This is a genomic window from Streptomyces sp. NBC_01497 (assembly GCF_036250695.1).
In the GTDB taxonomy this organism is placed as follows: domain Bacteria; phylum Actinomycetota; class Actinomycetes; order Streptomycetales; family Streptomycetaceae; genus Streptomyces.
In genome coordinates, this window is the sequence record NZ_CP109427.1 from 73,179 (window position 1) to 85,964 (window position 12,786).

At 67.8% G+C, this 12,786-nt stretch carries 11 protein-coding genes and 3 pseudogenes; 4 read left to right on the forward strand and 10 right to left on the reverse strand.

What is annotated here, in order from left to right; genetic code table 11:
- Nucleotides 1–51: 51 nt before the first annotated feature.
- A pseudogene (locus OG310_RS00320) lies at nt 52–1,132 on the reverse strand (hypothetical protein).
- 369 nt (nt 1,133–1,501) lie between these two features.
- Between OG310_RS00320 and OG310_RS00325 the strand changes: the two are divergent.
- Nucleotides 1,502–1,654, forward strand: a complete 153-nt coding sequence (locus tag OG310_RS00325) for a hypothetical protein (RefSeq protein ID WP_329453835.1) — start codon at nt 1,502–1,504, stop codon at nt 1,652–1,654.
- Between the two features lie 336 nt (nt 1,655–1,990).
- On the opposite strand, the gene OG310_RS00330 is transcribed toward OG310_RS00325, so the two are convergent.
- Nucleotides 1,991–2,338 carry a VOC family protein gene (locus OG310_RS00330; RefSeq protein ID WP_329453836.1) on the reverse strand — a complete coding sequence of 116 codons (348 nt, stop codon included), beginning with the start codon at nt 2,336–2,338 and terminating at the stop codon, nt 1,991–1,993.
- A 753-nt stretch (nt 2,339–3,091) separates the two neighbouring features.
- Between OG310_RS00330 and OG310_RS00335 the strand changes: the two genes are divergently transcribed.
- Entirely contained in the window at nt 3,092–3,463 is a 372-nt protein-coding gene (locus tag OG310_RS00335; protein WP_329453837.1) for a hypothetical protein, read from the forward strand.
- A 19-nt stretch (nt 3,464–3,482) separates the two neighbouring features.
- Here OG310_RS00335 and OG310_RS00340 read toward each other — a convergent pair whose 3' ends face one another.
- The 4 genes and pseudogenes from OG310_RS00340 to OG310_RS00355 form a co-directional block, all read right to left on the reverse strand.
- Entirely contained in the window at nt 3,483–3,986 is a 504-nt protein-coding gene (locus OG310_RS00340) for a group II intron maturase-specific domain-containing protein (protein WP_329459970.1), read from the reverse strand.
- Nucleotides 3,880–4,692, reverse strand: a pseudogene (gene ltrA / locus OG310_RS00345) (group II intron reverse transcriptase/maturase); the annotation flags it as partial. The gene OG310_RS00340 and the pseudogene ltrA, both read right to left, overlap by 107 nt.
- 10 nt (nt 4,693–4,702) lie before the next feature.
- A complete protein-coding gene (locus tag OG310_RS00350; RefSeq protein WP_329453838.1) occupies nt 4,703–5,473 on the reverse strand; it encodes an IS5 family transposase in 771 nt (256 codons plus the stop codon).
- Between the two features lie 917 nt (nt 5,474–6,390).
- Nucleotides 6,391–7,095, reverse strand: a complete 705-nt coding sequence (locus tag OG310_RS00355; RefSeq protein WP_443078509.1) for a zinc-binding dehydrogenase — start codon at nt 7,093–7,095, stop codon at nt 6,391–6,393.
- Between the two features lie 431 nt (nt 7,096–7,526).
- On the opposite strand from OG310_RS00355, the gene OG310_RS00360 reads away from it, so the two are divergent.
- Together OG310_RS00360 and OG310_RS00365 are read left to right on the forward strand one after the other, a co-directional pair.
- The gene (locus tag OG310_RS00360) at nt 7,527–8,339 is read left to right on the forward strand and encodes an alpha/beta fold hydrolase (protein ID WP_329453840.1); all 813 of its coding nucleotides are present in this window, start codon (nt 7,527–7,529) and stop codon (nt 8,337–8,339) included.
- Nucleotides 8,340–9,163: 824 nt separating this feature from the next.
- A pseudogene (locus OG310_RS00365) lies at nt 9,164–9,454 on the forward strand (transposase); the annotation flags it as partial.
- 66 nt (nt 9,455–9,520) lie between these two features.
- Here OG310_RS00365 and OG310_RS00370 read toward each other — a convergent pair.
- From OG310_RS00370 to OG310_RS00385, 4 genes are all read right to left on the reverse strand, one after another.
- On the reverse strand, nt 9,521–9,787 hold the full coding sequence (locus OG310_RS00370) for a DUF6000 family protein (protein ID WP_329453841.1): 267 nt from the start codon (nt 9,785–9,787) through the stop codon (nt 9,521–9,523).
- Nucleotides 9,788–10,380: 593 nt separating this feature from the next.
- Nucleotides 10,381–11,787 (reverse strand): amidase, encoded by a 1,407-nt coding sequence (locus tag OG310_RS00375; protein ID WP_329453842.1) that lies wholly within the window; start codon nt 11,785–11,787, stop codon nt 10,381–10,383.
- Nucleotides 11,774–11,983, reverse strand: a complete 210-nt coding sequence (locus OG310_RS00380; protein WP_329453843.1) for a hypothetical protein — start codon at nt 11,981–11,983, stop codon at nt 11,774–11,776. Before OG310_RS00380 ends, OG310_RS00375 begins: the two co-directional genes overlap by 14 nt.
- A 527-nt stretch (nt 11,984–12,510) precedes the next feature.
- Nucleotides 12,511–12,786, reverse strand: coding sequence for a hypothetical protein (locus OG310_RS00385; RefSeq protein ID WP_329453844.1), 276 nt, complete (start codon nt 12,784–12,786; stop codon nt 12,511–12,513).

The following is a 12,786-nucleotide window of genomic DNA, read 5'->3' on the forward strand; positions in this document are numbered from 1 at the left end:
CCCGCCGGAATCCTCGAAGCGGGCGCCACCGACCGACCACGCGTCCGAAACTCAGCCCTCCGCCCCCGACTGGTCACCGCCGGTGTCGCGGAGCATGTCACGACGTTCCTGCTCGCGCTTGGAGTAGGCGACCGCCCGCACCGCCTCGTCGCTCTCCAGCCCTTACCCCAGGACGCCGCACACCGTGGCGACCTAAGCAACGAACCAGGCCAGCGTCCAGTACTGGGCGGCATGCAGCGGGGTCCGTGTCATGGAGGCGAACGTGGCCGTTGAGGATGAAGAGCGCCCACACGAAGTTGATGACCAGTAGCCCCGCGTAACAGACAACCACCCCGATGCCCACCGTCACGACCGTGGACGCGTTGTAGAGAGCCGCCCGCTTCCTCGCCTCCGGCGAGTCCTCCACCGACCGATGCCACAGGCGCGCGTCCACAATCAGCCAGCCGACCATGAGTGCGATGGAACCGACCGTGGCAATCACAAGACGTGGAATGTCGAGGGATGCGGCCAGATTCCAGAGTGTGGAGTTCACGGTGGCGACCGCCCCCGTGGCGAGCGCGGCCGCCAATGCCTTCGAGAGCCCCGGAACCAGGCGCCACGGCCGGTTGGGCCCGGACCATACCGCCGAGCACCCTCGGGTAACCGCGCGGCCCGCCGACGACATACCGGAGATCCGCGGCCCCGTCGTCGCCAACCAAGGCGACCGGTGAAACCTCCCGCCGACAGACGGCGGGCCCGTTCCGCCGCAGCAGCCTGACCACCGGCCAAGCTGACCACGACCCCCTCAGCCGCCCGCCGGGCCCTCCTGGAAACGCTGGCCCCCCAGCGAGGGGAGGGACAGCAGCGCCAGGCCGTGCTCATGGCTCAGCTCCACGACGAGCTTGCGCCCCTGCGCGTGCAACGGCAGGTCGGTGAGCGCTACAACGACGTCCCAATCCTCTCCACGCCCGCGCGCCCGGATCCGGCCCGCCAACGTGGACAGATCCTCGGTCCCCGCGGTGAAGGGCTCTCTCACGACCCTGATGTGGGATCGCCGATGCCGACCGATCCTGTCCACGAGGCGAGCGGGGAGGTCCCGAGCTGCGCACTGCGCGACTTCTGTCGGCGCGTCCGGGTCCGCCAGGAGCGCCACGACCGAACAGTTTGCGACGACTCACCCACGACAGCTCGTCAGCCACCCGGCGTTCAGAAGCGCCCAGAATGTCCCCGACATAACGTCGGCACCCCCGTCGAGACGAAGACCTCTCCCCCGCCTGCAACGGGCGCACCGAGTTCGGCGCGCGAAGAGCGTGACGGAACGTCACAACCTCGACCGCAGGGCCTGCGAGGCCACCCTCACGGGTGTGTTCCCTTGGCCGGGGCCGCGGCCCCGTCTCCCGACCCGGCGGAGCTTCCCCCGGCGCCGGCCGACGCGGTCAAGGGTCCGGGGGAAGGCTGAGGCGGGGTTCCAGCGGGGCCCGGTAGCCCTCACGCATACGTCGCTCGCGAAGGGACGCCGTCGGTGAAGCGAGCCCACCGAGAACGGAGCGTTATCGCCGGCCAGGAGCACGACCTGGCGCTGGGCATCTGGCACAGCAACACCAAAACGCGGCGGGACGAACTCACCCCCGAGCAGCCGCACGCGCTCCGGGAGTTCGGCATCGAATGGGCCTGACCGCACAAGCACCGGCGGGGCCCGGCGCCATCACGCTCCCGGCCCCGCGGAGCCCGCCGTCACCTGGCTGCACCGCCTTTCAGGAGACTCTGTCAAAGGCCGCGGCGGCGGGGACCGACGGGATGCAAGCCCCTGCCACCGCGCCTCGTCGGCTCCGCCCTCGTGTGACGATGGCGAGCCGACATCTCGTCACGGCTTCGGAGGCACCACACCCGCCGCCAAGTCCGGAGTCGCATCACCTTCGACCGCCGTTGCCGCCCCTGGTGCGACAACGGCGCTCCGCCCGCCCTTGATCGGGCCGCCGTCCCGGCCCGGTCGGGGACCGAAGAGCGCGGGTCAGGCGACCGGGTTCTCCAGCAGCGTGACCCGGTTGCCGTCCAGGTCCTCCAGTGCGGCGATCCGGGTGCGCTCGCCACCCCTTTGAACCGGCCCCGCGCTCAAGCCGCGCTCCGCGATCCGCGCCAACGCCTCGTCCAGATCGGGCACTTCCAGGTTGAGAAGCGCCGATCCGGCACGCTCGGGATCCTCGAAGACCTGGAGCCAGCCGCCCGGCGTGAGGTGCCAGTCGGCCAGCGACGCCATCGGCCGGGTGTTCGCCGGGCGTCCCAGCAGCCGTCCGTACCAGACCACCGCGGTCTCGATGTTCCCCACGGGCGCAACCATCAGTACGCGTGCGATGTCCATAAATGCCACCTGCCTCTGAGTTGTGATCGGAGCGCTTCCCGTTGTGCAGACAGCTTGTAGGCACCAGAACTCATCGCCGGACACCCCACACGCACGCCAGGAGTCCCTCGCGGCAGGCGCGGGGGCGTCCGGTCGCGACGGACCGGGTGCGGCCGGATGCCGCCGGCCAGGGGCGTCGGCCGACCCGGTCGGTCGCGGGCTACGACACTTGCCACCTCCCGGCCGGACCGCGCCGAACCGGGGGTTCCCCCCCCCGGACTCCACGTCCGAGGGACGACCCGGGACGCCAGGTCCGGGGGCGACCCGGCAGCCTCTGCCAGCCGTGCCCGCTCACCCAGCAGGCGTCTGCCGGCCCTGCTCCCTGATCGACTGTGCGATCAGGCGCGCACACGCAGTGGCTCGCCAGGCGCAGGGGCGCTCGCGAAACGGACTGCCGAGTAGCCGGGAGGAATCTCACCTCCCGGCTCTCACAGAACCGTGCGTAACAGTCTCCCGTTACACGGCTCTTGTCGTTCTGATCGTCAGGTCATCACAGCTGCGACGGTGCAGCGCCAGTGCGCGAACATGCGGGGGTATCGCTGGGCGATCTCCAGCATTTTCGCGATGGCTTTTCTGCCGAAGCACGATGGTTGTCACCGGCAAAGCCGATTACGCTGGCGAAAGACCGGGTCGAAGCAGCCTGGTTGTCACCTGGAAGGCAGGCCACTTGTCACAGACTCTGCATCAGCGGCTCTCCTGCCACCCGGCCGCGGTGTGATACGCGACGACCTGACCGACATGCTCGGCGAGCAGACGACCGCATGTGGCCCTGCGCGCGACGCGTTGATCACCGGGGGGACCTTCATCGTCTGGGATGGCCTGGTTCCCGCCAATGAGCTCGCAGGCATCTACCGGGGCCGGCTCCGCTCCACCCAAAAGCGCGGACAGCCGACGCTGGCCCTCTCCGCCACCGTCGACCTCCTCTCCCAGGCAGCTGAAAAGCCCATCCGTATCGGGCGCATCGACACTGCGGACGCGTCCTGGACATTCATGCTCTTCCTCAACGCCGCCGCTACCGCAGTACTGGCGTGCACCGGCGTTGCCAGAACCAAGTCCTCGGCAGAGCCAGGCTTCGACGCGGAGTGACACCAAGGCTGCCTTGGTGTCAATCATCGCGCCTCGGCTCAGCTTTCCGTTCGGCCGCAAGCCGTTTGTACTTCTGGCGGATCCAGCGCACCAGATAGGAGTTGATACGCATCAAGAAGGGATTCAGCTCCCACGGTCTGAACCGTCCGTAGTAGTTGATCCAGCCGGCCACGACAGGGTTGGTCCTTCGGGCAAGCTCTCGGAAGGACAGATCGGACCGGGTGTGCAAACGCCAAGACCGCACTTCCCGTCCCATCTTCTTCAGGGCGTCTTTGCTGACAGCGGGGTCGAACGACTGGAATGACTTGCCGTATCGATCCTGGTTCTGTCTGGCTCGGAACGTGTATCCGAGGAAGGTGAACGCCGTATGCTCGAATGCTCTTTGGCGTCGTCCGTCCCTGCAAAATCCGGGTCTTGTCCGGGTGCAGGTGCAGCCCGACCTCAGCCATCCTGTCCACGAGCGCGGCCAGCACCGTCCGGGCCTGGCGCTCGGTGACGCAGTGCAAGACTGCATCGTCCGCATACCGCTCGAACCAGATGTTCGGGAACTCCCGTGCCATCCAGGTGTCGAACGCGTAGTGCAGGAACAGGTTCGCCAACACAGGAGAAACTGGAGCCCCTTGCGGGGTTCCGCGTTCCCGTTGCAGCAGAGTGCCATCGGGCATGGCCAGCGGGGCTTTGAGCCAACGCCGGACATATAGTTTCACCCAGACGGCGTCGGTGTGCGCATCCACCGCCTTGACCAGCAGGTCCCAGGGCACGCTGTCGAAGAACTTGGTGATGTCGAACTCCATCACCCAGTCCCGCTTCCAGCAGCGTTCCCGGCACTTCCCTACCGCGTCCAAAGCGGACCGACCTGGCCGATATCCATAGCTGTCTGGATGGAAAATAGGCTCCACCCTCCGCATCAGATGCCGTGCCACAACGGTCTGAGCCACACGGTCGGAGACGGCGGGAATGCCGAGCATCCTCGTTCCATTTCCGTGCGACTTGGGAATAGCAACCGCACGCACCGGAGGCGGGAAGTAGGAGCCCGATGACATGCGGTTCCAGACCTTGTACAGATTACTCTTCAGGTATTTCTCGAACGCGTCGATACTCTGGCCGTCCACGCCGGGCGCGCCTCTGTTCGCTCTGACTTCCTCCCACGCCTCCTTGACTTCCCACTTAGAAACATCAAACGGCTTGATCTGAGACTTCAACTGGCTCACCGAACTCCTCCCAGACACTGAGGCTTTTTCAACCTGCGGTTGAGCTGGCGTGATGCAGGGTGAGTACGGCCTGGACGAGGCCGGTGATGCGTGTGGTCGAGCAGCGAAGTTTGCGGAGTAGTCGCCAGGACTTGAGGGTGGCCATGGCTTGCTCGACGAGGGCTCGGATCTTGGCCTGAGATCGGTTCACGGCCTGCTGACCGGCGGAGAGAGCCTCCCATCGGCCGCGGAAGGGGACCCGGATCGTGCCGCCGGCGCCTTGGTAGCCCTTGTCCGCCCAGCAGGGGAGGTGGGCCTGGTCAAGAGCATCGATGATGCCGTGTTCCCGGGCTGCGCGAACGTCGTGGACGGCCCCAGGCAGTGCCGGCGAGGCCCACAGCAGCCGGCCGAACGGGTCGGCGATGACCTGCACGTTCATGCCGTGTCCCTTGTGCTTGCCGGAGTAGTAGGGCCGGTCGGCAGCGATCCGGTCGATGGGCAGGAGAGTCCCGTCGAGCAGGACGTAAGCCTTCGTCGATGCGGCTTGGACAGCCTCGTCGAGGGTCGGTGCGAGGGCGGCCAGGAGGTCGACGGCCTCGCTGATGTAGCGGTAGACCGTGCTCGTCCCAATCTCGAAACCCGCTGCGAGCTGGGCGTACGTAGTCCCGTTGCGCAGATGCGCCAACACCAGCAGAGCTTGACGGCTGACCGATAGCCGGCGCCAGCGGCTTCCGATCCGGCGACGGTGTTCGCGCAGACGAGTGGCGAGGTACGTCAAGGACCGACTGGACACGTCCAGCCCGCACCGGTAGACAAGCACGTGAAGCCTCTGGTGGGTATCGGGTGATCTTGGTCGTGAACCCGTCTACCAGAGGCTTCACTCATGTGTCGAACCAACTGAGCCGCTACCGGGCGCAAGTTGGCAAAGGCTCACTGTCTGGTTGATGCGATCAACTCAGTCACGAACAACCCGGCCCCTTCGCTCCACCTCCGTTAAGAGGCTTCATCACTACTACGGACCGGTCCGCCAGCAGGCCCCGCGTCGGTACTCTGCCCCTCACAGTTTCTGCTGCTCGGGGTACTTCCTCTCGCCCACTACCCACCGGGCAGTATCGGGACCTGCCTTCTCCTGTTCCGTACGAAAGCAGCAGACCGGACTCGCGTCACCTACATGCCGGACACCACCTGGCCAATAAACGGGAACCCGCCAGGCTCATCCCGGGATAGTGGTCACACCCCGGTTTCGATGCCGTCTTTATCTTTTTCGACACGTCAGCAGCGATTCACTTGCGTTCGCCTTTCCGATCCCCACCTGACGCCTCTTACGACGCCTTCTCCTCATCGCTCACCACGACGGTCTTCAGCCAACGCAGCATGAGGCGGTTTAGAGCCTCCCCCCGCAGGGCGACTCTGAAGGGCCATACCTTCATCTTTCGCACAGCACCATTTCCAGAAGCGGTCCTACAACCAACTCCCTTTCATGTTCAGGACACAAGACCACCAAGGTCCACCCCACCACCCTTCTCACCCAACCACCAACACCCCAGCCCACACCCCTCCCCCGCACCAACTACCCACCCGCTTAATGTCAGCGGTGCACTGTCCGCAGCGAGGTCAGGGGCTCTACGTCATTGCCGGACGTAGCGCTGAACCACTGGGTACCAGCACCGCTCGGAAGCGCAGGTGGCCGGCAAGCATCTTCTCGTACGCCTGGCTGGCCTGTTCGAGGCGGAACTTTTAGAACATGGGGCGGATATCTTCCGCCACCGCGAAACCGAATGCCTGCTCCCGGTCCAGGGGCGTCCCGGAGATCAGACCGGTGATGCTGCGTGTGTTCGTGATGAGCTGCAGGGCGTTGAGAGACAGGTTCTCCTGGGGGATGCCGATCATGACCATCTCCCCTCGGCGCTTGAGGCCCTCGATCGCGCCGGAGACGGCTGCGGCCTCCGTGGTCGTGGAGACGATGAGCTGCGCTCCGCCGAGTCGGCGTAGTTCCTCGTCGAGGTCCTGGGCCGAGCCGTCGACGAAGTGGTCGGCGCCAAGCCGTCGGTCCAGATCCTCCTTGTCCCGCCCGCGGGAGACCGCCACCGTGACGAAACCCATTCGTGCGGCCATCTGGATCGACATGTGCCCGACACCACCGATGCCCAGGACGGCCACCACCTCGCCCGGCCTGGGACCGCTCTTCTGCAGGGCGTTGAAGGCGCTGACTCCCGTGCAGGCGAGCACGGACGTGTCGCGGTCGTCGATCTCGTCGGGGACGCGTGACACGCCGTTGGCCGGGACGACGACCGACTCAGCGCATCCACCGGGATAGGCGACGCCCGGGATGCGGCCCTCAGGGCAATTGTCGCTGTCCCCGGACCGGCACGCTTCACAGCGCCCGCAGGACCCCGTGAAAGGGTCGGCCGCGACGCGCTGCCCGACCTCCAGCCGGAGCATCGGAGTGACAGAGCCCGCACGCACCCACCGCGATCCGCACCTGGCCCGGAGCGGGCCCCGAGGCACTGGTCGTGGTGACGGTCAACTCCCCTTCGGGCCCGGCAACCCGCACGGCTCGCCTCTGGTCACTCACAGTGAGGCCTTCCGATCCTGGATGTTCCGCGCCCCGGTCGGTCCCCCGTCGGCTCGTTGGCGAACAGTATGAGCCTAAACCGTGCGTAATGTGATTATTCGTGCCTTATATTTACCGCTCGCTTCCTGTATCCACGGGCGTGTCCGACCCCCTCTATGGGTCACGCTGATATCCTCCGGTTCATACCTGATCATCATGTTTTGTGCGGCTCTGGCCCGGGCCTCGCCGGACCGTGAGAAAGCCTGCGGCATGCCTCGTGCCGTATCGGTGCATACAGAGCGCAGTGGGATGGAGCACGATGAAGAGGCAGCTGGACCTGCCCGACGCCCGCATCGTCTTCACCGTCACGGGGAACGGCGAGACGGTGCTGCTCCTGCACGGCGGCTTCTCGCCGGACTGGTTCACGCCTGTCGCCTCCCGCATGCCGGGATACCAGGTCGTCACGATGCAGCGGACCGGCTACGGGGAAAGCGAGGATCTGACTGGCGGCGCGAGCGTCGTCGCCTATGCCGACCACGCGGCCGCGGTGGTGCGCGCCGTCGGCACCGAAAGGGCTCACGTGGTCGGGCACTCGGCCGGTGGCGGTGTGGCCCTGCAGTTGACCAATGCCCATCCCGAGCTGGTGGGCACGCTGGCCCTGCTCGAGACCGCCTTCCCGTACGCCCCTGACGAACCGGCGATGCCCGGCATGCCCCGCGCGATCGCCGCAGCGAAGGAAGGGAACTACGAGCGGGCCTTCGACGAATTCATGAGCAGCCTGTCTGGGCCGGGCTACCGCGATGTCTTCACCCGCGAGCTGGGCGAGGCTGGTCTGCACCGAGCTGTCGACAACACCCCGTACTTCTTCGCGGCCGAGGGCCCGGCGTTCGCGGCGTGGTCCTTCGGGCCAGACGAAATGCGCGCGATCGGCGTTCCCGTGCTACTTGCCGTCGGGGCGGTGGGCGAGCAGCGCAACACCCCGCACCGCGCCCGGGCCGCGCACCTTGCGCGGTACATCCCTGACACCGAGAGCGCGGTCCTGCCCGGCGTCAGCCACAGCCTCCCGTTGGAGGACCCCGACCTGGTCGCCCGGACCATCACCGACTTCGTCTCCCGCCACCCGCTGTCCTGAACTGCGCCCCCCTTTGCGGCAGTGTGGATGCCAGGGAAGGGGCCGAGCCGGTGGCGGCGTAGGATTCCAGGCCACCCAGAATCAGGAATCAGAAACACGCACTGAGCTTGTTCTTATCTACCGTCCGCGTCATAGGGCGGGGATTGACGGTTCCAGACGGCGTCTGACCGGCTGACAACCTTCTGAAGTTCGCGGACACTTCGGGGTAACAGGGCCTGCATCACGGTGCCGAAGAGGGCTCGGGATTCGAGGGGGTTGCCGCAGCAGTACCAATGCACGTTGCCCCACTCGTAGTCGTGCCACAGATCCCGCTCGGGCTGATGGACGTAGTTCATCCACAGGCCCACAGCTGTGCTGACATCGCCTGGCTGCAGATAGTTGCGGGTGCGCTCGAGACGGCTGATATCGGACAGTGCACGCGAAGACAGGCCGTCGATGACTGGCTTTGCACCCGTTGTCAGGTGGCTGCCGGGGGCGCCGGCACGGATCTGTCCTGGCCGTCTACGCGGCATGGACCTTTCGGTTGGTCGTCACGCCGTACATGGTGCCACGATCTCGAATGGCGTCTCGAACGGATTTGCTCGCATGGGGATTCGCCGGACGTGGTGGCTGCCTTCGTCTGATCATGTGCTCCGACCAAGGTCCACCTGACCACGACGAAGGCCGTGAGGGTGAGTCTGCTGCCTGATGCTGTCCGAAAGGAGGCGTTCGCGGAAGCGTCACGCTCGTGCACGGGCGCCGAGTCGGGGCGGATCGACGCGTCGGGGTCGACGTTGGCCGCGGCCGAACGGCTTCGCCTGAAGCACGTCCGGGCCAACTGCCCCGAAATCGACGCCCTCACCAGGCACGTCCGGTCTTTCGCGACCATGCTCACCGAGCGCCGGGGCGAACTCCTGCCCGACTGGCTCGCCGCCGTAAGACAAGACGACCTCCCCAGCCTCCACACCCTCGCAGCAGGCATCGACCGCGATCGTGACACCGCCACTGCCGGTCTCACCCTCCCCTGGAACTCAGGCGTCGTCGAAGGCCACGTCAACCGCATCAAGGTGCTCAAGCGCCAGTCGTTCGGCCGCGTCGGCTTCGAACTCCTCCGCAAGCGAGTCCTGCTGGCATGACCGAGGTGCGTCGCGTCACAAACGACGAGCCCGAGTCCTGAACTCGAACAAAACAAACCAAAGGGATCAGGTGGCGGAGCATTCGTCGATGACGGCGCAGGCGAGGCGGATGCCGCCCATGTAGGTGGAGACACCGTCGTCGCCGTGCATGTGGGGCGCATCCTGGAACCACTGCCGCCACAGCCCGCCTTCCTGGAGGAGGCGGCCGGCCCGGTCACCGTGCAGGGCGGAGTCGGTGTAGGCCAGGGCGCCCACGGCCGTCGGCTGGTCGTAGGCGAGGTCGGGCCGACGCAGGTAGCGATCCAGGTACGTACTCGACGACGAAGTGATCACCCTCGGCGTGCGTCAGCACCTCGGCACGGCGCGCACCAACCTCTGCTGAAGCTGCGCGAACCCCTCCTCGATCTTCCGCTCGGTGCTGCCTACCGAACCACCCCACCCACGATGCGACGACACATCGACCAGACGCTGCCCACCCACAGCCACCGCCGGCCGTCACACCGATCGGCCATACCCACAGCTGTCCGCGGTCGACTGGAACACGGCCGATCGCCCCTGCAGCAGCGGTCCCTGGTCTACCGTCACCGAACGAGGCGCTGGGGGCTACCGTTGGGTCTTCGCGACCCAGCGTCGAGCATGAGGCCGCCGAAGGCCGTCCGAGCAGTTCAGCGCCTCGGCCGAACCACCGCGACAGGTCACGGCGCTCGACCGCACCACAAGCGCGGGCAGCGGGCAGCGGCGCCCATGGGAGACGGTCGCAGGGGGCGACTTCGACGGACGATCCGAGGGTCCGGGATGCCTGCGGCGACACGCGGCTGAACGCGCGTCCCGTCCGAAACGTCCGGGTGGTGGCCCCCGTCACGGGCGGCCACCACCCCTTCAACAGTCGGCGTCAAGTTGCGGCACGACTCGCCCTGTGGGGCGTCCTACGCTCCGATCGGGGCGAGGCCGCCCCGGAACTCGTTGGTCGCCTCATAGGCGCGCCCCACGCGCAGCACCTTCGCCTCGTCCAGCGGGCGCCCGATGAGCTGCATGCCGACGGGCATGCCGGCGCCGTCGTATCCGGCGGGCAGGCTCAGGGCGGGCACTCCGGTGATGTTGGCGGGCGCGCACAGGCGCAGACATGCGTCGGAGACGGACTCCACGGTGCCATCCGGCCATTCCATGCTCTGCTGCCCGGACGGGACGGCTGCCATGGGCACGGTGGGAGCGGCGATCACGTCGACCCGGCGGAACAGGTCCGACCACGCCTCGCGCATCATCGTCCGCGCACGCTGGGCCCGCAGGTAGTCCACCGCGGGAACGAGCGCGCCGGCCTCCAGCACGAGGCGGAGCTCGGGGCTGTAGAGGTCCGGCGTCGCGCGCAGCATTTCCTCGTGGTACGCGCTCGCCTCGGGAACCAACAGCCCGGTCCCGACGGCCAGCATGTGACGCGCCATCGGGATCTCGACCTCGACCAGCTCCGCGCCCAGCTGGGCGAGTTGCTCCACGGCCGCGCGGACGATGGTCTCCACCTCGGCGGTGACGTGGTCGAAGTAGTAGGTGCGCGGCACCCCGACCCTGACGCCCGCCAGGTCCTGCGGGGCCTCCTCGTCACCGGCCGCGGCGAGCGCCGGGACGGTGACACGGCTCGCCGGGTCCCCCGGGTCGTGTCCCGCGACAGCGGCCAGTACGAGGGCCGCGTCCCGCACCGTGCGGGTGATCGGGCCGACGTGGTCGAGCGACCAGGAAAGTGAGGTCACTCCGGTCAGGGGGATCAGACCGTACGTGGGCTTGAGCCCCACCACGCCGTTGAGGGCGGACGGAACACGGACCGACCCGGCCGTGTCCGTGCCCAGCGCGAAGGTGGCCGCTCCCGCGGCGACGGCCACAGCCGATCCCCCGCTGGATCCGCCGGCGATCCGGTCCTGGTCCCAGGCGTTGTGCGTCTGCGGCGTGATCAGACCGGAGGCGAACTCGTGGGTGTGGGTCTTGCCGAGGAACACTGCCCCGGCCTCGTCCAGCCGGGCCGCCACGGCGCTGTCCTGTTTCGCGACGTGTCCCGACCGTACTTGGGAACTCGCCGACGTCGGCAGGCCCTCGACGTCGATCATGTCCTTGAGCGTCATGGGGATGCCGTGCAGCGGGCCGCGCCGGCGGCCGGCGGCGATCTCACGCTCGGCCCGGGCGGCCGACCTCAGTGCCGTCTCCCCCGCGACGGCGACGTAGGCGCACAACCGGTCGTCGACCGCGGTGAGCCGTTCGAGCACCGACTCGGTCAACTCGACCGGGGAGAGCTCCCGTCGGGCTATCGCGCCGGACGCGTCCGCGAGGGTCAGCTCAAACGGCTGCATCAGTGCTCTCCTCTCCGGCCGTGTACGAGGCGGCGGGCCGGGTCTCCCCGAAGTCGAGGCCACGCAGCCCGTCGAGCGCGGAGCTGAACACAGAGGCCACCGCCGCCACGTGCAGGCGGAGGTCCTGCGCCGGCGGCCGCCCCGCGGTCGCACCGGTACTGTCGGCTTCCGCGGGGACGGGTCCGGCTGTCGTCATCGATGGCCCTCTCACTCGTTGGGCGTCGTGTTTTGGAGGACGCCTACCGCGGTACGAGGGGCCGGCCACGAGCTCCGGCCCGGCAAAATCCCGCCGCCGAACCGCGGTTGACCCGCGGGTGCGGGTGTGACGTGCGGGTGGTGTGCCCCGTGTCGCGCACCCGGGCCAGGTTACATCGCCGGCGGGTCGGCGCCGGGTGCGAGGGAGTTCGGCTTTCCGCTCGCGCACGGGCCGGCGCGTCCCGGCCCCCGGCCTCGGCGCCGGCCCTGGCGGCCTCGGACCGGAGGGCTTCCGGCGGTGCGTCCTCCGGTCTCCGCCGCATGGTTTTCTTGTACGGCCGCTTTGCTCGGGGGACGGCTTTCGGCTCCCTGTGCCGAGACCTCGAAGGAGGGCCGTTCTTCTCCGCAACTCCCCCAGCCCGCCTCCGGAGAAGGTCAGTTGGTCTGCACGTCCTACGAGGACGGCGAGGCCCGGTGGGGAGCTGCCTCGAGGAGATCGGAGGCCGCCGGGACGGCGACGTGCTCGTCCTAGAAGACGGCGGCGTCCGACTCCGTATGGTCGAGGATCCCGAAGGGGACGGCCTGCGCGGCGGGAACACACCTGGGCTCCTGCCCGACGGCCGCCCCGTCCCACCGGTCCTCGTGCCGGCGGACGTCTCCGTGGCAGCAGCGGGGACGGCCCGTTGACTGGTGGACCGGACCTCGATACCCGGCCGCGGGATCCGGGTCCCGAGAGCCCGTCTCGGCAAGGTCCTGGCCGATCTGCTGGACGGTGAGTGCGCTCGGGGATCTGGTACAGGACAT

Excerpts from the sequence above, each read along its gene's own strand:
- OG310_RS00355 (WP_443078509.1), bottom strand. The coding sequence starts at position 7,095 with ATGCTCCGGCTGGAGGTCGGGCAGCGCGTCGCGGCCGACCCTTTCACG.
- OG310_RS00330 (WP_329453836.1), bottom strand. The coding sequence starts at position 2,338 with ATGGACATCGCACGCGTACTGATGGTTGCGCCCGTGGGGAACATCGAG.
- OG310_RS00385 (WP_329453844.1), bottom strand. The coding sequence starts at position 12,786 with ATGTCCTGTACCAGATCCCCGAGCGCACTCACCGTCCAGCAGATCGGC.
- OG310_RS00375 (WP_329453842.1), bottom strand. The coding sequence starts at position 11,787 with ATGCAGCCGTTTGAGCTGACCCTCGCGGACGCGTCCGGCGCGATAGCC.
- OG310_RS00340 (WP_329459970.1), bottom strand. The coding sequence starts at position 3,986 with ATGCGGACGATGCAGTCTTGCACTGCGTCACCGAGCGCCAGGCCCGGA.
- OG310_RS00380 (WP_329453843.1), bottom strand. The coding sequence starts at position 11,983 with ATGACGACAGCCGGACCCGTCCCCGCGGAAGCCGACAGTACCGGTGCG.
- OG310_RS00360 (WP_329453840.1), top strand. The coding sequence starts at position 7,527 with ATGAAGAGGCAGCTGGACCTGCCCGACGCCCGCATCGTCTTCACCGTC.